The 18,407-nt window shown below is 59.5% G+C and carries 20 protein-coding genes; 1 reads left to right on the top strand and 19 read right to left on the bottom strand.

Going from position 1 to position 18,407, the window contains the following annotated elements; translation table 11 throughout:
- The first annotated feature begins 13 nt into the window (after window positions 1-13).
- Window positions 14-739 (top strand): transcriptional regulator NanR, encoded by a 726-nt coding sequence (nanR, locus tag AADJ11_RS08750; RefSeq protein ID WP_341234135.1) that lies wholly within the window; start codon window positions 14-16, stop codon window positions 737-739.
- Here nanR and AADJ11_RS08745 read toward each other — a convergent pair.
- The 19 genes from AADJ11_RS08745 to thiD form a co-directional block, all read right to left on the bottom strand.
- On the bottom strand, window positions 736-2,496 hold the full coding sequence (locus tag AADJ11_RS08745) for a hypothetical protein (RefSeq protein ID WP_341234134.1): 1,761 nt from the start codon (window positions 2,494-2,496) through the stop codon (window positions 736-738). The genes nanR and AADJ11_RS08745 overlap by 4 nt on opposite strands.
- Window positions 2,493-3,509, bottom strand: a complete 1,017-nt coding sequence (locus AADJ11_RS08740; protein WP_341234133.1) for a Gfo/Idh/MocA family oxidoreductase — start codon at window positions 3,507-3,509, stop codon at window positions 2,493-2,495. Before AADJ11_RS08740 ends, AADJ11_RS08745 begins: the two co-directional genes overlap by 4 nt.
- Before the next feature lie 9 nt (window positions 3,510-3,518).
- Window positions 3,519-4,580: an ABC transporter permease gene (locus tag AADJ11_RS08735; protein WP_341234132.1), complete on the bottom strand. Its 1,062-nt coding sequence runs from the start codon at window positions 4,578-4,580 to the stop codon at window positions 3,519-3,521.
- Complete coding sequence (locus AADJ11_RS08730; protein ID WP_341234131.1) at window positions 4,580-6,121, bottom strand: sugar ABC transporter ATP-binding protein; 1,542 nt, start codon at window positions 6,119-6,121, stop codon at window positions 4,580-4,582. The genes AADJ11_RS08735 and AADJ11_RS08730 overlap by 1 nt, the downstream gene beginning before the upstream one ends.
- Window positions 6,118-6,768 carry a DUF2291 domain-containing protein gene (locus AADJ11_RS08725; RefSeq protein WP_341234130.1) on the bottom strand — a complete coding sequence of 217 codons (651 nt, stop codon included), beginning with the start codon at window positions 6,766-6,768 and terminating at the stop codon, window positions 6,118-6,120. Before AADJ11_RS08725 ends, AADJ11_RS08730 begins: the two co-directional genes overlap by 4 nt.
- A 70-nt stretch (window positions 6,769-6,838) precedes the next feature.
- A complete protein-coding gene (locus AADJ11_RS08720) occupies window positions 6,839-7,786 on the bottom strand; it encodes a D-ribose ABC transporter substrate-binding protein (RefSeq protein ID WP_341234129.1) in 948 nt (315 codons plus the stop codon).
- Between the two features lie 274 nt (window positions 7,787-8,060).
- On the bottom strand, window positions 8,061-9,050 hold the full coding sequence (gene cobD / locus AADJ11_RS08715) for a threonine-phosphate decarboxylase CobD (protein WP_341234128.1): 990 nt from the start codon (window positions 9,048-9,050) through the stop codon (window positions 8,061-8,063).
- 10 nt (window positions 9,051-9,060) lie between these two features.
- Entirely contained in the window at window positions 9,061-10,002 is a 942-nt protein-coding gene (cbiB, locus tag AADJ11_RS08710; protein ID WP_341234127.1) for an adenosylcobinamide-phosphate synthase CbiB, read from the bottom strand.
- Window positions 9,999-10,853: a hypothetical protein gene (locus AADJ11_RS08705; RefSeq protein ID WP_341234126.1), complete on the bottom strand. Its 855-nt coding sequence runs from the start codon at window positions 10,851-10,853 to the stop codon at window positions 9,999-10,001. The genes cbiB and AADJ11_RS08705 overlap by 4 nt, the downstream gene beginning before the upstream one ends.
- A gap of 85 nt (window positions 10,854-10,938) precedes the next feature.
- Window positions 10,939-11,688, bottom strand: a complete 750-nt coding sequence (locus AADJ11_RS08700) for an ABC transporter permease (RefSeq protein WP_341234125.1) — start codon at window positions 11,686-11,688, stop codon at window positions 10,939-10,941.
- Complete coding sequence (locus tag AADJ11_RS08695; RefSeq protein WP_341234124.1) at window positions 11,685-12,410, bottom strand: ABC transporter ATP-binding protein; 726 nt, start codon at window positions 12,408-12,410, stop codon at window positions 11,685-11,687. Before AADJ11_RS08695 ends, AADJ11_RS08700 begins: the two co-directional genes overlap by 4 nt.
- Window positions 12,407-13,087 carry a thiaminase II gene (tenA, locus tag AADJ11_RS08690; protein ID WP_341234123.1) on the bottom strand — a complete coding sequence of 227 codons (681 nt, stop codon included), beginning with the start codon at window positions 13,085-13,087 and terminating at the stop codon, window positions 12,407-12,409. The genes AADJ11_RS08695 and tenA overlap by 4 nt, the downstream gene beginning before the upstream one ends.
- On the bottom strand, window positions 13,087-14,025 hold the full coding sequence (locus AADJ11_RS08685) for an ABC transporter substrate-binding protein (RefSeq protein WP_341234122.1): 939 nt from the start codon (window positions 14,023-14,025) through the stop codon (window positions 13,087-13,089). Before AADJ11_RS08685 ends, tenA begins: the two co-directional genes overlap by 1 nt.
- On the bottom strand, window positions 14,022-15,017 hold the full coding sequence (locus AADJ11_RS08680) for a HesA/MoeB/ThiF family protein (RefSeq protein WP_341234121.1): 996 nt from the start codon (window positions 15,015-15,017) through the stop codon (window positions 14,022-14,024). The genes AADJ11_RS08685 and AADJ11_RS08680 overlap by 4 nt, the downstream gene beginning before the upstream one ends.
- Entirely contained in the window at window positions 15,014-15,610 is a 597-nt protein-coding gene (locus tag AADJ11_RS08675) for a thiamine phosphate synthase (protein ID WP_341234120.1), read from the bottom strand. The genes AADJ11_RS08680 and AADJ11_RS08675 overlap by 4 nt, the downstream gene beginning before the upstream one ends.
- The gene (locus AADJ11_RS08670; RefSeq protein WP_341234119.1) at window positions 15,607-16,380 is read right to left on the bottom strand and encodes a thiazole synthase; all 774 of its coding nucleotides are present in this window, start codon (window positions 16,378-16,380) and stop codon (window positions 15,607-15,609) included. Before AADJ11_RS08670 ends, AADJ11_RS08675 begins: the two co-directional genes overlap by 4 nt.
- A gap of 3 nt (window positions 16,381-16,383) precedes the next feature.
- Window positions 16,384-16,587 carry a sulfur carrier protein ThiS gene (thiS, locus tag AADJ11_RS08665; protein ID WP_341234118.1) on the bottom strand — a complete coding sequence of 68 codons (204 nt, stop codon included), beginning with the start codon at window positions 16,585-16,587 and terminating at the stop codon, window positions 16,384-16,386.
- Window positions 16,571-17,566: a glycine oxidase ThiO gene (gene thiO, locus AADJ11_RS08660; protein ID WP_341234117.1), complete on the bottom strand. Its 996-nt coding sequence runs from the start codon at window positions 17,564-17,566 to the stop codon at window positions 16,571-16,573. Before thiO ends, thiS begins: the two co-directional genes overlap by 17 nt.
- On the bottom strand, window positions 17,566-18,372 hold the full coding sequence (gene thiD / locus AADJ11_RS08655; RefSeq protein ID WP_341234116.1) for a bifunctional hydroxymethylpyrimidine kinase/phosphomethylpyrimidine kinase: 807 nt from the start codon (window positions 18,370-18,372) through the stop codon (window positions 17,566-17,568). The genes thiO and thiD overlap by 1 nt, the downstream gene beginning before the upstream one ends.
- Between the last annotated feature and the right edge of the window lie 35 nt (window positions 18,373-18,407).

The raw sequence follows: 18,407 nt of genomic DNA, 5'->3' as shown, positions 1-18,407 counted from the left end.
GAAGCGTTGCGACATGAACAAAGAAGGTGCTCAGGACCGTAAGATTGTCCGGCTGAAGCTGTCTGATCAGGTTTTCGAACGTTTACGCGAACTGGTGGCAAGCGGAGAGCTGGCCCCCGGCGACTTTGTACCATCTGAGCGGACATTGATGGAACGGTTTGGCGTGGGGCGCCCAGCGGTGCGCGAGGCCTTGCAAGCCATGCAAAGCAAGGGGTTGATCACCATCACCCACGGCGGCCGCAGCCGCGTGAACGCGCTGACCGCTGGCGTGGCGTTCAGCCAGTTGGACGACATCGCCAAGCTGCTGCTGTCAAGCGAACCGGCCAACATCGACCACCTGAAAGTCATCCGTCACATTCTTGAGCGTGGCACTGCCCGGCTTGCCGCCGCCAAATGCACGTCGAAAGACGCCAATGATTTGTCTGAACTGATCGAGCTTCAGCGCGCGCAACTTGGCGACGCCGACGCCTTTATGAAGGCCGATATCGCCTTTCATACAAGGCTTGCTGAAATCACCGGCAACCCGCTGATCAAGGCGATCACCGAAATGATGCTGACGTGGCTGTTTGAATACCATTCCTCGTTGCTTCTGTGGTCGGGACGCGAAGAAACGACGCTTAGCGAACATGCGGTTATCGTGGAACGCCTTAGGGCGAACGATGCCGACGGCACGGAACGCGCGTTGGAAGACCACCTGAGCCGTGCGGATTCCAAATTCTCATCCACGAACCAAACCTAATCGCTGGTCTCGCCCGTCGCCTGCCACCTGAACGGGCCAAGACCGCCGTTATCATTAGGCGTTAAATTGGCCCTGACGACGGTATCGCCGACGGACAGCTGCGCCATGCCGTCGCTGATCTGCGCGCTTTTTACCCGCTGACCGGCAAGCGTTGCCAACATCGCCAATGCTTGCGCGATGGGCCAATCCGCGTCCCCTTCCCCGTCCGTGCCCCCGATACCGCGCGGGCCATAGACCGCCGCGGGTGTCCAGACCGCGATATTCGCGGACGCCAGCGCTGTGGCAAGCCCCATAACATAGGCCGCACCAAATTGACCGCGATGGCGCGGGTCGTCATCGGTCATGCAAGCGCGCTGTGCATCGGGGTTCGGGATGACCCGGTCACCATAAGGGTTCTGCCGCATCGCAATCGTGGCCGGGCCAATGCGATAGGGCATATCGCCGAAAATCGCCCGTGCAGATCGGGTAATGTGGGGGATCGTTTCCAATGTCTCAATCACCGAAAGATCATCCGCAGCGTGGACAATCGGACACAGCCCGTGGCTGACAAAATCCAGCGTCTCCAACGGCGGGCGTTTGCGGTTCAGCTCGGGGAAAAAGCTGACCATGCCACCACCCCGCGCAACGTCGGGAAAGGGGTCAGCCGCCGCATTGTGGATGTCCTCAAGCGGTGGGCAATCTGGCCAATCCGACCCCGGCGGTGTCGACTGCCGGTCAACCGATGGGCAAACCATCACACTGGCGGGAACGAACCCCAAGGCCTGCATCCGCGCGGCCACCGCACCCAGCTCAACTGCGGGCGGATCAGCGCAGGCCAGAATAAGCTCTAGATCATAGACCACATCCGGACAGGCCAGTTGCGCCGCAGCAAAGGCCTGTACTTGCGCGTCCAGCCCGCCCAGATCCATATCCAGATGGCAAAGCAACCGCTGCGGATTTACCCGGTCCAGATCACTGGGGGATGCCGCAAGCCGCCGCGCGTCATCCGGCGTGAGCACCAGCGCCATATCGGGGAAAATGGCATTCGCCGCCTTGTGCCCCTTTGACCGGGCCGGGGCATAAGGCAACGGTGCGCCGATGCTGAGCACCACGGATTGTGACAACCCGTTACCATCGGCGATCTGATAAGGCCAAGGTTTCGCAAGCGGGCGGTTATAAGTCTTGTAAGAGGCATCCCCCCACTGCCGCTGGTCTTCCATCTCGAATGTGTCGCCCACCAAGCGACAGGTCACAGAATTGTTGCCAACGGTGTGGGTCAGCGACACGATATCCATGAAAGGTTGCCACGGCTCGATCAGCATTGGAAAGGTGGCTTCCTCAATCGTGCCATCGCTATGGCCGACATGCACAGGCTGCCCCGCCACCCCGTCGATAGGATGCAAAACCGTAAAGCCCGCGCGGTTGGTTTCAAAATCGCCCTTGGTGATGCCCTCGGCGCGCATGGACAAGCGGCCTTCGGTGATTTCGACCTCAATATCAACGATCAACTGCGCGCTGCCGCTTTCGTATGTGGCGGTATATGCGATGCACAGGGCGGTTTCGGTTTGGCTGGTGACCTCGTCTTGGATCTGCGGCACCAAGGTGCCCCAATCGCGATCGCGGACCAAAAACGCGATACTGCGGATCGCCTCTGCCCCGTTCAGCTTGATATGGCGCAGGCTGCCCGCCTCGAATGTAAAGGACCACGGCGCGCGGGCCAATGGCGTGCTGGCCACCGCAGGCTGGTCGGTCCCGTATAGGATGGCGTTCTCGCTCAAAGCTCTGACAGCCGTACTGTCCGGCCCTCAGCAGCGGATAGATAAGCAGCCTCGACCAAGGCCAGCGTTTGCAGGTTATCCGCCCCCGATGTCTGGGGCGCGCGGCCCTTGGACACGCAATCGACGAAATGCTGTTGGATTGTTAGCACGCTTTCCTGGATATTATGCCAAGGCTTTTGGGCCCAAGGCAGCACGGGCGGTGCCACATCCACGCTATGAGTTTCCTTACCCGTCACCGTCAATTGATACCCCGCATCCAAGCGTACCGTGCCCTCGGTGCCGTCAATCTCTAACAAGGTTTGCGGAAAGGTTTCCGGTTTGCGGCGGGTGGCATAGGAACAATCAACAACGCTGGTGGCCCCGCCCTTATGCGTCAACAACATCGTCGCGACGTCCTCCCCCTTGATGTTGCGGTTTATGCGCTTGGTTGTCGCGGCAATGCGATCCGCATCGCCCAGAAAGGCACGGGCGATGTCCAGAATATGAATGCCCAGATCCTCGATAATGAAACGCGCGCCTTCAGCCAGATAGGGCTGACCGGAAAACACATCATAGCCGGAGCGGAAACTGAAGCGGCCAAAGAACGGATCCCCGATTGATCCGGATTTCACCACATAAAGGGCTGCTTGAATGGCCGATTGCCAGCGGAAATTCTCGTGCACCATAAGTGTCTTTTTAGCCGCATCCGCAGCGGCCACCATCGCGCGCGCGTCCGTCAGGTTTTCGGCAAAGGGTTTTTGACAAATGATGTGAACGCCCGCCTCTGCCGCCATTTTCACCAGCGGCAAATGCGATGGCACCGTGGTGGCGATGTCAACAAAATCGAACCCGCCTTTGGCAAACATCTCGGCGGCATCCCTGTGGGTACGCGTAATGTCGAAATCCGCAGCCGTTTGCGCCAAGCGTTCCGCGTCTTGATCACACAGGGCGACAATCTCGACCCCGTCGATGTCTCGCCATGCATGAAGTTGGTTTTGCGCGAAGAACCCGCAGCCGATCAATGCACCCTTCATCCGAACCCCCTACTTATCCATGGCCGCTTGGGCACGCAGCACAACACGGGCCTGAACCTTTTGCTGGGCTTGGTCGATGACCACAGCCGCGATGATCACAAGGCCCTTGATGACGGTTTGCCAGAACGACGAAACCCCCATCATCACCAGCCCGTCCGACAGCACCCCGATCACGAAAGCACCGATGATCGTTCCAATAATGCGCCCGCGCCCGCCAGACATTGACGTGCCGCCCAGAACAGCCGCCGCAATGGCGTTCAGCTCGAACGTGTCGCCCGTCGCGGGATGCGCGGCAACCAGCTGGGACGAGATGATAAGCCCCACCAAAGCCGCGCAGAAGCCCGAGAAAATATAGACGAAATACTTGGTCCGGTTGACCTTGATTCCCGAAAGACCTGCCGCGCGTTCATTGCCGCCCACAGCATAGATGTGCCGGCCCAACGGCGTCCGCGCAGCGATATATCCGGCAAGACATCCAACAACGATCAGCAAGGCAATGGAAAACGGAATGCCGAAAATATCGCCCGTCCCAATCCAGCGGAATGTATCTGATCCGTATTCAGGATTGCCGTTCAGGTTTGGAAAGGTCCGCCCGTCCGAGCTGAGCATCGCCGCACCGCGCGCCACATAAAGCGTGCCCAGCGTTGCAATAAAGGGGGCCACGTTAAGCTGCGTAATCAAGAACCCGTTCAAGGCCCCGATCGCAACCCCGACAAGGATCACCAGCAGGCAAATCTCGAACGTGTTGAACTGGATAGACCAACCCAGCCCGACGTCGATCCCGTTCAGAACCAGATAACCCGCGACCATACCGCACAGCCCCACGATGGACCCGACCGACAGGTCGATCCCCCCCGACACAATGACAAAGGTCATGCCAATCGCCAAAAACGCATTCAATGCCACGTGTTTTGACATGATCACCATATTGGCGGTGGACATGAAATTAGGCGCATTCAGCGCGAAAAACACAAAGACCAGAATCAGTGCGATGAACGTCCGCGCCTTTAGCAGCACAAGCAATGCATCCGATCCTGACCATGATGACATGTTGGTGGTTTGATCAGCCATCAGACGGGTTCCTTACTTTTATTTTCTGTTTTGTGCCCGACAGCCGAGGCTTCGATAAGCTTGGCATTGGTTGCCTCGTCGCGGGTGAATTCACCGGTGATACGGCCGTTTGACATGACCAGAATTCGGTCCGACAGTGACATGACCTCGTCCAGATCAGAGGTAACAAAGATGATACCAAGCCCCTCGGCAGCCAGCTGGCGCATTACGCGAAACACTTCGGCCTTTGCACCAATGTCGATGCCGCGCGATGGCTCGTCCATCAGCAGCACCTTCGGGTCGGTCATCAGCGCCTTGGCGATGACCACCTTTTGCTGGTTGCCGCCCGACAGGGATGAAACCTCGTGTTCGGGGGATGCGATTTTGATCGTCATGCGTTTTACAAAATCCGCGACCGTCTGCTTTTCGCGTACAACGCTTAGGTGCACTGCCTTGGTAAAGCGTGACAAGCTGGACATCGTCATGTTCTCGCGGATCGACAAAATTTGCACCAGCCCGTCGTTCTTGCGGTCCTCGGGGATCAGGGCAAGGCCACGGCTGATCCGTGCCGCGACGCCTTTTTCCTTTAGGGGCACGCCATCAATCGCAAAGCTTCCCGTGGCATAGCGGTGCCGTCCGATCGCACATTCCAAAAACTCTGACCGGCCCGCGCCCATCAGCCCGTAAACACCCAAAATCTCGCCTTTGCGCAAGGACATGGACACATCGTTTACCACCAGATCACCGCCTGCACCGGGCAGCGACACGTGATCGGCGCGAAATACTTCATCCCCAAAGGGATGTTCAATTTCCTTGGCAAAATCCTTGCCGCTTTCGCCGATCATGTTGTGGATGATCCAATCGATATCGACCCCTTCCATGGATCGCGCGCCGGTGATCACACCGTCGCGCAGCACGGTGATATAGTCGCCGATTTTGATCAGTTCCTCCAACCGGTGCGAAATATAAACCAGCCCGACCCCGCGTTTTTTAAGATCAGCAATGACCCGAAACAAAATCTCGACCTCGGCGGCAGACAGGGCTGAGGTGGGTTCATCCAAAATCAGAATGCGGGCGTCATGGGCCAGCGATTTGGCGATTTCGACGATCTGTTGCTGACCGACGCGCAGATCACCAACCAGATCATCGGGGTCAATGTCCTGCTCCAGCTGCTTCATCAACTCGCGGGTTCTGGCCCGCTGCGTGGCCTTGTCGATATCAACGCCGCCGCGGGTCTTTTCGCGGGCCACAAAGATATTTTCGGCAACGGTCAAGTTTGGAAACAGGTTCAGCTCCTGAAACACGATGCCAATACCGCTGCGCGCCGCCTCTTCTGTGGTGCGAAATGTAACCTCTTGGTTGTCGATAATAATCTTGCCGTCCGTCAGCTGTTCAACGCCCGCAATGACCTTCATCATCGTGGACTTACCTGCGCCGTTTTCACCGACAAGGACATTAACCGCCCCCATATGCAGGTCGAAATCTGCCGCCTTCAGCGCAACCGTACCGGGGTACACCTTGGTGCCGCTGCGGATTGAAAGACCAATCTCATGGGCAGTCATGGCGCACCAAAGGATAGGTCGGTTGGAACAATTTCGGGGCGGGTTTCGACATCCTTGAACGTATAAATCCCGGAAAAGGTGACCGTTTTCCCAATCGGGTCTTCGGTGGGGATGGTCAGGTTTTCATGGGCCATCGCGTTCAACCCGCCAGCCAGCTTTGCGAATTCGATCTGGTCGCGGAAATCGCTAAAGCTCAGGAACGACATCGCGTCGCGCAGGGCGGTTCCGCGAATGATCGGACCAAGCTGGATTGTCACATCCGCCTTGCCATCGCCAACCGTATCAACCTGCAGCTTCGCCGCGCGGCTTTTCATCTTTGTCTCGACGATCACCCCGGTGCCGGTCACGCCAAAGTTCCATGCGCTGGCCTCGCCCACGGGTTTGTAGCCATATTTTGCACCGGCAGCGTCGACATCTTGCGCAAGCGCGGCGCGCACGTCGTCCAGCGGTGCCAATAGCGCGGCAACGGCTGGCAGCACCTGCGGCTCCCAAATCTCGCGGGCCAAGGCGGCCATACGGGCCTGATCAGTCTGCGCCTCTTGGGCCTGACCTGCCGCGTCCGGATCGGGATTTTTAACGATTTTACAGCCGCCCAACGCCACAAGGCTACTCAGCAGAAAAACAGAAATGTGTAGCGTGCGACGCATGCGGACTCCCCCAAGAAGGAGCCCGCCTTGCGGCGGCGGACCCCATATTTTCATGGATTATCTTCTTTGGTTACGAGCTTAGCGCGAAAGTCTCGAGATCGGCAGCGTTATCGGCGTTGATCAAAACACAGTCCATCAGCTGCTTTTCTTCCAGGCCAGTGGACCCGGTGCGAATATACTGATCGGCCTGCTCGACCGCGATCTGCGCCTGACGGTACGCGGGCTGTAGAACAGTCGCCTTGATACCACCTGCAAGGATGCTGTCGCGCACATCGTTAGAGCCGTCAAACCCGACAACGATCACTTCGCTGCGGCCAGCGGCTTCAAGTGCGGCCCATGCGCCCATCGCCATCGTGTCGTTGCCACAGATCACACCCTTGATGTCTGGGTTTGCCTGCAGGATAGATTCCATCTTTTCAAAGGCTTCGGTCTGGGACCAGTTCGCAGATTGCTGCGCGACCATCACCAGATCGGGGTATTGGTCGATGATGTCGTGATAGCCAGAGGACCGGATGCCCGCGTTCGTGTCCGCTTCGCGGCCCACAAGCTCAACATAGTTGCCCTCTTCGCCCATGATGTTCACGAACTCTTCGGCACCCAACTGCGCACCTTGGTAGTTGTTTGAAACGATCTGGCTGATGGCAATACCGGATTCCTTAATTTCGCGGTCAATCAGGAACGACGGGATACCCGCATCAAGCGCACGTTTTACAACGGCGACAGTTGCGTCGGCACCAGCATTATCAAGCACAATCGCGTCCGCGCCACGGGCGATGGCCGTGTCAAACAGTTCGGATTGCTTGTTTGGATCATCATCATGCACCAGCACGATGGTCTCATATCCCAGTTCTTGCGCACGCGCTTCGGCACCTACGGCTTCGGCTTTAAAGAACGGGTTGTCATGACTTGGTGTGATAATTGCGATCAGACCTTTGCCTTGTGCACGCACGATAGACGTGGATGCCAGTGTCACTGCGGCTGCAAGACCGGACACAAAAACGCGGCGGTTCGTATTCATTTTATCTCTCCTCCCAAAATGCCAGCTTTACTGAAGTAAGCGAGCTGGCCTTCACTTTTTTACAGTTTGGTCATATTGTCAACAGGTATGATGAGTAAGCGTCTTGACTTGTCTCCCCGAATGGGCGCGGGGCCATCGGACAGCACAAAACGACGCTGCCGCACCGGAACATCCGGTGACGTTAGCCGCGTAAACGGCTTAATCCCTTACGGCATTTGTTGATGTGAAGTGCGGCGTGGGACCAGCGTTGCAGCAGCACCGCACCGATAAAAGGCTATGTCGCGACGGGTGCGGACGTCTTCAGCGCCGCCTCAAGCCGTGACCAATCAGCCTCGGTCCCGGGCAGGCCTAGCCGTATCCATGTCTCCGAGTATGGAAAAATCCGGGTCCATATATGGCAGGCGGCCAGATCGCGCTGCGCCTTGGCCGCGTCCGGTGTTGCATAGGTCCGAAACAAGGGTGTTCCCCCGACGAGGGTCCATCCCGCATCTTGCGCCAACAGATCAAGGCGGTCAGCGTCGCGCTGCAGCTGTGCCCGCGTCCGATCCGCCCAAGCGTCATCTTCAAACGCCCGTTTGCAAACTTCGATGGCCATGCCCGATACCGGCCAAGGGCCAACCATGTCCCTGATCTTATCCGCCACCGCCGGCGTCCCCAGCACAAAGCCAAGACGCACACCGGCCAGCCCATAAAATTTCCCAAACGACCGCAGGATAACCACGTTCTCGGGCAGGTCTTGGGCCGTGCTGGCCAATGACATGTCCGGCGCAGGGTCGGCAAAGCTTTCGTCGACGATCAACAGGCCGACCTGCGCGGCAAGCGCCAGCAAGGCGTCGGGTGTGTAAACATTGCCATCAGGGTTGTTGGGGTTCACCACCACGGCAAGGTCATACCCCTGAAGCGCCTCAAACGCTGTGACATCGTGCACGTCCCAACCGCCTGACCGCAGGGCCGCCGCGTGTTCATTATAGGTCGGCGTCAGAACTGCGGCGCGCCCGACGGGTTTCAACATCGGCACCAACTGGATCGCCGCTTGGGCCCCCGCCACGGCCACAACATCAAGGGACGTGCGATAGGCCCGCTGCGCGGCACGCTCAAGCCCGATCATACTGCCCCGCTCAGGAAGCCGCGCCCATGCCGCCGCCGATACCTGTCCCACGGGATAAGGGGCCGCATTGATACCGGTCGACAAATCGATCCAATCCGCAGGATCGCCGCCAAACTCCGCTATGGCCATGCCCATATTACCGCCGTGGTCTCGCATTCCGTGATCCTTAAACAATCGCAAACAGCGCAATGATAGCCGCAAGCCCAACCATACTCCGCAGGTAAAGCGTAAGCCCGCGCGCGATAGACCCTGCATCCGCATCGGGGGCCGAGGCGTTCAGCCAAGGCTCGTCCGCTATTCTATCACCATAAATCCGCGGGCCAGACAGCCGCACGTTCAGCGCGCCCGCCATTGCGGATTCGGGCCAGCCTGCATTCGGCGACCGGTGATGGCCCGCATCGCGCAGCATAACGCGAAAGGAATGGGAAGCCGTACCCGAGCACAGCGCAAAAAGCAGCCCTGTCAGCCGCGCGGGGATCAAGTTGACGAGATCATCCAGCCGTGCGGCGACCATTCCGAAATTCTCGTAACGTTCGGACCGGTGCCCGATCATTGAATCCATCGTGTTGATCGCCTTGTATCCCACCAGCCCCGGCAGGCCAAAGACCAAGCCCCAGAACACTGGCGCGACGATCCCGTCCGATGCGTTTTCTGCCAGACTTTCCAAAGATGCGCGGGCAATAGCAGCGTCATCCAAGGTTTCGGGATTGCGTCCGATGATCATGGACACCGCATGTCTGGCCGCGTCCGTATCCCCTCGGCCAAGCGGCTTAGCGACGGCAACCACGTGATCATAAAGCGATCTGGCGGCCAAGAACGGCCACGCCAAAAGGCCGCCGATCACGACGCCGGCCCATCCGTCTGGCAGAACGGAACTGATCCAAATACACGGCAGAACGGTGCCCGCAAGGATAATAGAAACCAGCCCCGCACCGCGCAGATTTTGCGCGCGGACAGATTGGCGGGCATCGTTCATGCGCGCCTCAAGCAGGGTGATCGCACGCCCCAGCCACGTCACCGGATGGCCGATCAAGCGAAACAGCGGCGCGGGCCATGCGAGCGCGGCTTCGATCATAAAACCGATCAATAGGGCGGCGGCAAAGGTCAACAATCTAACCCCGTTGAAAACCGGAATGCGCCGGACAGCCCTGCGCGCGTCAATACGGTTTCAGCCGCCTCAGGAACAGTTCCCGGCGCAAAGATGAACGCACGTGCTGACCCTGTATGCGCCCGCGCATATCCCAACGCGCCCAACTCCCCCGCGAGTGCAGCGCTTGGATCATCCGTTGGACCGCGCAGACGGGTCGTGCGATCAGCCGCTTCACTGGCCAGCGCCGCAAGCTTGGCCAAGTCAAACCTGTTTGCGGCATCCGCCCAAAGCGGCACGAGGTCAGAAATATCCGCAAAATCGCTATCCGCCGGATCGGTTCTAATCGGATCGCCCAGATAGCCACCGACAATTTCGCATCTTGGCGGGGCCTTAAACTCCCCACAAATCTCCGCACGACGAGAGGACCAAAGCACCGTATCCGGCTGGGACAGCATCAAAGGATCCGTCGCCCCTTCGACCCGCAAACACGCCGCGGGAAGCAACGCCTCATCCGCGCCCGTCGCCCGCGCAAGTGCAATCAGGCTGGCCGTGGATGACCCGGCCCCCACGCCCGGCACCACATTTCCAGATAGGCTAAAATCACCGCGCAGCGGCTTTCCAACAGCGGCTAGCAAAGCTTTCAACTGGTCTTGGGTCACCGCAGCCACGCCCGAATGGTGCAACCGCAAATCCGCGGCAGGTGTGTAGGTTGCTTGCGCATAAAGCACATCGCAGGTCATCGTTATCACAACCACCGGCCCGTCCGGCCCAAGCCGCCCCTGCAACCATTCACCGAAATGCCCAGCAGCCCTGCCAGTATGCCCGATTGGCTGAGTGTTTTCGCTAAACATCTGCATGTGATTGCTCAAATCAGAACTACCTTATCAAGATCAAGCCATATTGATCATTGGGCATGAAACGACAACCGCCAAGACAGCAGATTTGCGCAGCACGTTAAGGATGGCCGGACCCGTGGGCATAATTTGTCAAACGATCCGCCACACGGCCCACGGCGATGTGCAGCACCACAGTCAGACAGGCTAACACGATCAAACTGGCGAACATCAGATCAATTTTGGCGCGACCATTGGCGAGCAGCATCAGATATCCCAGCCCCTTGGATGCGCCCACCCATTCGCCAATCACAGCCCCGATCGGGGCATAGACCGCAGACAACCGCAGCCCTGTACCAAGGCTGGGCAGCGCGCTTGGTATCTGGACATGGCGCATAAAGTGGTACTTTCCCGCCCCCATCGTAACCGACAAATCATGATAGCCGCGATCAATACGCGTCAGACCATCATGAAAGGCCGAGGCCACCGGGAAATAGATGATAAGAACCGTCATCACGATCTTTGACCCCATGCCGTAGCCGAACCAAAGCGTCAGCAACGGGGCCAGCGCAAAAACCGGCACCGCTTGAGTGAAAACGAGAAGAGGCAGCATAAGCCGCTCTGCGGTTTTCGACAGCGCCAGATGGATCGCGGTCGCCGCCCCCAGCACGGTGCCAAGCGTCAGGCCAAGCAGAACCTCGACGATGGTCACCCACGCGTTTTCCGCAATGATTGCACGGCTGTGATAGGCCGCCTGCGCCACGCGCCACGGCGAAGGCAGGATGAAATGCGGCGCGTTTGTCAGCATCACAACGGCCTGCCACAGCGCCAGCCCCAGCAAGACCGCAATGAAAATGTCGCGGCCCCTCATGCGGCGACCCCGCGTAAATGTGCCAACAGGCGGGTTTGGCAGGCAAGGGTTTGCGGGTCGTCAATAGCGCGCGGGGCTGGCGTGTCCGGCACTGGCCAGCATGTTGCCCCTTGGGCGGACATGATAATAATCCGGTGCCCCAAACGGGTCGCCTCTGACGGGTCGTGGGTCACTAAAAGTACGGTGCGCCCGTGCAGAACCTCGGCGGCCAAGTCCTGCATATCTGCGCGCGTCCCTGCATCAAGGGCTGAAAAAGGCTCGTCCAGAAACACAATCGGGCGATCCTCGAACAAGGTCCGCGCAAGGGCAGCGCGCTGGCGCATCCCGCCAGACAATGTGTTTGGCTTGCTCCCTAGGTGATCTGCCAGCCCGACCCGTGCCAACAGATCAGCGGCACGGGCTGTGTCTGGAGCCTCACCGCGCAGGCGGGCACCGATAACGACATTTTCGAGCACCGACAGCCATGGCAGCAGCAGATCCGATTGCGCCATATAGCTGATACGCCCCGCCAACGCCGCGCCATCCGTGGCCGCGATACTACCCGCAAACTGCCCGCCTGTTTTCAGATCAAGGATCAACCGCAGAATGGTGGATTTTCCCACGCCAGACCGCCCCAGCAGACAGGTCCACTGGCCGCCGGGCAGTTGGATATCGGCATCAAACAACAACCGCCCGTCAATGTGGTGCTGCCCTGCAAAGCTGATCCCCGGCGGCACGGTCATTGGCCGCGCAATCCCATTTGCCAAAACCCGATCTCTAGCGTCGTGGCCGTCGTGAACCGGTTTTGCAGCACAGCAGCGCGGGGGGAAGTCGCAAGGTCACCGATGCGCCGCGCAACAGCGTCATCGATCATCGCGCCGACCGATGCGCAGAGCGATTGATAATCCGGATCAGCATAGGTGTTGATCCAATCGACATAAGGCGTATCGGGGTTCTTATCCCGCGAGAGGCGCAGACCAATTTCGCCATACCCCATCACGCAAGGGGCCAATGCCGCCATCAGATCAAGGAAATCGCCCTGATGCCCCGCATCCAGCACATAGCGCGTATAGGCTAGGTTTTCGGACGCCTCAGCCGCGTCAAACAGCGTCTGTTCATCAATACCCTCTGCGGCGCAGGTTTGAACATGCAGCGCCATCTCGTGATTGACGAGCGCATCAACGGTTGCGGAACAAACCTTCATCTCATCCAGCGTTTCGGACTTTACCACGCCCAGCGACCACGCCCGCGCGAAATGCACCAAAAAGACATAGTCCTGCACCAGATAATACAGGAACGCATGGCGCGGCAGCGTCCCGTCACGCAGCCCTTCGACAAAGGGATGGTGGGTATAGTTCCGCCACGGCCCTGCCGCCTTGGCCCGCCAATGGGCAAAGGTTTTGCCATAATCGGGGGCCATCAGTCAGCCGTCACATCAATGGCAATTTGTGACACGGGGTTCTGGCTTGGGATCAACCCGGCTTCATTCAAAAACGTCTCGAATGCGGCATAGCGACCGGCGTCCATGGCGGCAGGGCGCAGCGCGAAACGTGGGATGGTATCGGCCCATGCCAATGCGTTCAGCTCGTCTTGCAATTCAGTCGAGGTGCCGGAAAACAGCGCCCAGCTTTCTTCGGGGTTGTTCACGATATACTGAGTCGCCTGTTCGGTCGCAGTCAGAAAACGGGCGATCATATCCTTGTCCATGCCGTCGCTATTCGCGACATAAATCAGCTCGTCATAGGATGGCAGGCCTTCTTCCTCGACAAAGAAACAGGTGCCTTCGATCTCTTCGATGTGCATCTGGTTCAGCTCAAAGTTCCGGAACGCGCCAATGACCGCGTCCACCTGACCAGACATCAGCGAGGGTGACAGCGACCAGTTCACGTTCACCAGTTCAACATCATCCGGCGCGACGTCGTTATGGCGCAGGATCGCGCCTAGAACCGCCTCTTCCACGCCGCCCACGGAAAAGCCGACCTTTTTACCAGCCAAATCCGCAGGGGATTTGATCGGGCCATCTGCCAGCACCAAAAGACAGTTAAGCGGCGTCGCCACCAAGGTGCCGACCCGTTTCAGGGGCAGACCTTCGTGAATTTGCAGGTGCAGTTGCGGCTGATAGGAAATCGCCAGATCCGCCTTGCCAGCGGCCACCAGCTTGGGCGGGTCGGACGGGTCGGCTGGCGCGATGGCCGTCACGTCCAGATTTTGATCGGCAAAATAACCTTTTTCCTGCGCAATAATGATGGGGCCGTGGTTGGGGTTCACGAACCAATCCAGCAGCACGGTCATTTCATCAGCAGCGATCAAGGGGGATGCCGCCAGCGATAGTGCGACGGTAAACGAGGGTAGTTTCATGTGGTTTGCCTTTCGAAGTGTACTGTGTCGCCAGCGGCAACAAGGGAGATTTCGCCAGCCCAATAGGACCGCAGATGTGTGGCAGCCTGCCAGGCCCGCAGACCGGATCGACAGGCAAAGACGGCGCGCACCCCCGCCTTTGGGGCAGCGCTTTGCTGGGTGAATTGCGCCACAGTCATGCGCTGCGCGAAGGGCACAATAGCCGTCGGGGCCTCAGCCTCATCACGCAATTCCACGACAAAGTCAGACGCCGATATGTCCGAAGCAGCGATAAAGCCAAGCGCGTCGTCAGGCTCGGGTGCGGTATCAAAACGAAAGCCGCCCGTGCGAAAGCTGTGCATGTCAAAGCTGATCAATTGCCCCAGCGGGGACGGTGATTGGCCGATCAGACAGGCAATCGCCATTTGCGCCTGCGCCGCCCCGATCAGCCCCACCGTTGGCCCCATGACCCCCGCCGTCGCACAGCTGGCCGCGCGGTCCGGCAGGTCGGGAAACACAGCGCGCAACGACGGGGCCGTGCCGCAAAATCCGCCGACATAGCCCGCAAACCCCAACACCGACGCGCTGATCATCGGGACACCCGCCGCGCGGCAAGTATCAGACAGAATATAGCTGACGGCGAAACTGTCGGCGCAATCCAGCACAAGCGTGCTACCCGCCACCAGCTGCGGCGCATTTGCGGGGTCAAGTGACTGCGGAACGGTCTGTATCTCACACTCAGCATTCAGACGGCGCAGGCTTGCCGCTGCGGCGTCAACCTTCAGCGCGCCGATATCGGTTTCGCGAAACAGAACTTGACGGTGCAGATTGCTGAGCGATACGTGATCCCCGTCCACGAGCGTCAGGTGCCCGACGCCCGCCCCCACCAAATACTGAAGCACTGGCGCGGCCAGCCCGCCTGCCCCCACGATCAACACGCTAGCCGCGCGCAGGCGCGCCTGTCCGGCAGTGCCAACCTCGGCAAGGGTTTCTTGGCGGATATATCTGCTCATCGTGTCGCCACCAGCCATGCGCGAACCCGAGCCTCGGGGCTGTCATTCAATGTGATGTCCGTTACCGCCGCCACAACATCCGCACCCGCGGCAAAGGCCCCCGCCGCGCGATCGGTGTTCATGCCGCCAATGGCAATCAACGGCGTATCCCCGATTACAGCGCGCCACGTCGTCAGCTTTTCCACACCTTGCTGATGCCATTTCATCTGTTTCAGGATCGTGGGGTATATCGGGCCAAGCGCGATATAATCGGGATGCAGATCCAGCGCGCGGGCAAGCTCGGCCTTGTCATGGGTGCTGATCCCAAGGCGCAGGCCTGCACTTTGAATGGCTGCCATATCCGCATCATCAAGGTCTTCCTGACCCAGATGGATATAGGTGCATCCCTCGTCAATCGCTGTACGCCAATGATCGTTGATAACCAGCGTACAGCCATGCTCAGCACAGATCGCTTTGGCGCGGCGGATATGGTCTCGCAGCACTTTTGGGCTGACGTTTTTCATCCGCAGTTGCACCAGCTTGATCCCAAGCGGCACAAGACGTTCCAGCCAATCGGCACTGTCAAAAATGGGGTAAAACCGATCCAGCATCATTCCAGGAACGCCTTTCCAATCACGGGCGTGGATGGGCTCGCCATATCGCGCGGTTCCATCGGGTCAGCGGCATGGGCAAGCTGCCCGGCGCTGACCGCCATCGCAAAAGCCTCGGCCATTGCCGCAGGATCGCCCGCCTTGGCCACGGCGGTGTTCAGCAATACCGCGTCAAACCCCATTTCCATCGCTTGCGCGGCCTGCGATGGCAGCCCAAGACCCGCATCGATCACCAAAGGCACATCCGGGAAATGCGCCCGCATGGCCCGTAGCCCGAAAACATTGTTCAGCCCCAAGCCCGATCCGATGGGCGCGCCCCAAGGCATCAAAACCTCGCATCCCGCCTGCAACAGCTTATCCGCGACCACCAAATCTTCGGTCGTGTAGGGGAACACCTGAAAACCGTCTTCGGTCAGAATGCGCGCCGCTTCGACCAAACCGAACACATCAGGTTGCAGGGTGTCTTCCTCGCCGATCACCTCGAGCTTGATCCACTTGGTATCGAATACTTCGCGGGCCATATGGGCGGTGGTCACAGCCTCTTTCACCGAATGGCACCCTGCCGTGTTGGGGAGAATGTGAACGCCAAGGCCCTGCACCAAGGTCCAGAAATCCTGCCCCCCGCGGTCCCGCCCGCTTTCGCGGCGCAGGGATACCGTCGCCACGCTTGCCGCGCTGCGTGTGAATGCATCGGCCAAAATCGCGGGCGACGGGTATTGCGCCGTGCCCAGCATCAGGCCGTTGGCCAGCGTCGTGCCGTAAAAATCACGCATCCCCTAGCCCCCCTGCATCGGAGCGAGGACTTCAACGCGGTCGTCTTGGGCCAAGACATGACCGGCGCGCGCCGGTGCGGCGACAAAACTGCCGTTCACCGCCGTTGCAACCTTGGCACCGCCAAAGCCGGTTCGTTCCAGCAGGTCAGCCAAGGTCGCGGCCTCGACCTCGACCTCGACCGCTTCGCCATTAAGCAGCAGTTTCATGCAATATCTCCGGTATTTTATTGTCACAAATCAGCTCGGCCACCATCCGCGCCATCGCAGGGGCCAGCAGAAACCCGTGCCGGTACAGCCCGTTGGCACAGATCAGATTTCCCCTGCGGCTGATACGGGGGAGGTTGTCTGGAAAGGCCGGGCGGCTATCGACGCCGATCTCGACCACCTCCGCCTCTCCAAACGCAGGGTTGAGCGCATAGGCGGCACTCAGCATTTCAAGCAGGGATCGGGCGGTGATACGGCGGCTATGGCCCGCTTCGATCATCGTTGCCCCGACCATAAACACACCATCCCCGCGCGGCACGACATACAGCGGCACACGCGGATGCAGCATGCGTATGGGACGGTTGAGTGTGACCTCGGGACAGGACAGGATCAGCATCTCGCCCTTAACGCCGCGCAGGTCAGAGACCCCGTCGCGCGCCTGAAACCCGCGACAATCTATGGTTAACCCGCGCTGCGCAAAATCATCCGGATCCGCATCCGCGACCTCAAACGCTGTACCATCCGCAACCAGCCCCGCGCGCAATTGTGCCAACGCCGCGCGCGGGGCCAGATGCGCCTCGCTCTCAAAGAACAACCCTTTTGTAAAACGGCCCGCCAAATCAGGTTCCAGCAGCGATATCTCATCCGCGTCAACTTCGCGAAACGCTTGGGTGCGGCGTGCAAAACGGTTCAGGTCTGCCCTGTCTCGGGCCGGTGACACAACCAGCGTCCCACAGCGGTGCACGGCGCTTGATTGAGCCGCCCACCAATCCGCAGCTTCTTGGCCCAGACGCACAACGGGTTCTTCCGCGCTTTCGCCCTCGCAAAACGGGGCAAGCATGCCGCCGGCCCACCACGAACACGCCTGCCGGCCCAGCGCCGCGTTGCGATCCACCACCCTGACATCGGCCCCGCGATCCAACAGCGCGCGAGCCACGCATAGCCCCGCAACGCCCGCGCCTATGATCGTAATCTGCCCCATCACCACTGGCCGTAAAAATGGTGCACGGGGCCGTGCCCCTTGCCGATCTGCAACTGGTCAGCCGCTGAAATTGCGCCCTGCAAATAGCGGTGCGCGACCCACACCGCGACGTCCAGCTCCAACCCCTTAGACAGGTTCGCCGCAATCGCCGCGGAATAGGTGCACCCTGTCCCGTGGGTATTACGCGTCGCCACCCGGTCTGCGGCCAGCGTCGCCAAGATGCCGCTTTCGTCGACCAAAACATCTGTGCAGGTGTTGCCCTCGGTATGGCCACCCTTCATCAAAACCGCGCCGGGCCCCATGCCGAGCAACCGCATCGCTTGCGCGGCCATGTCATCTGCCGTGCGGGCTGGTGCCTCGCCCAACAGCTGCGCTGCTTCGGGCAGGTTGGGGGTCACCAGCGTCGCAAGCGGTAATATCTTGTCGATCATCGCGTCGATGGCCGACCGCTGCAGCAGCGTGTCACCCGATTTGGCAACCATCACCGGATCAACCACAATCGGCCCGTCGAACCCCGCAATGCCCTTTGCAACCACGTCGATGATAGAGGCCGAAAACAGCATGCCCAGCTTGATCGCGCGCACATCAATGTCTGACAGAACTGCCTCGATCTGGGCCGCCACCAAATCAGCGGGCACCTCGTGGATGGCGGTGACGGTCGTCGTGTTCTGCGCGGTGATGGCGGTGATAACGCTGGCACCATGACAACCGTTCGCCGCCATCGCCTTGATATCAGCCTGAACGCCAGCACCGCCGCCACTATCTGATCCGGCGATTGTCAGGGCGATGGGGGTTTTGGGTATCATTGCGCACGTGTCTCCGTTTGGGCGGGACGTACGGA

The sequence above is a fragment of the uncultured Sulfitobacter sp. genome, assembly GCF_964021855.1.
Classification (GTDB): domain Bacteria; phylum Pseudomonadota; class Alphaproteobacteria; order Rhodobacterales; family Rhodobacteraceae; genus Sulfitobacter.
The sequence above is the reverse complement of the archived record's forward strand: the minus strand, read 5'-3'. Positions and strand labels throughout refer to the sequence as shown.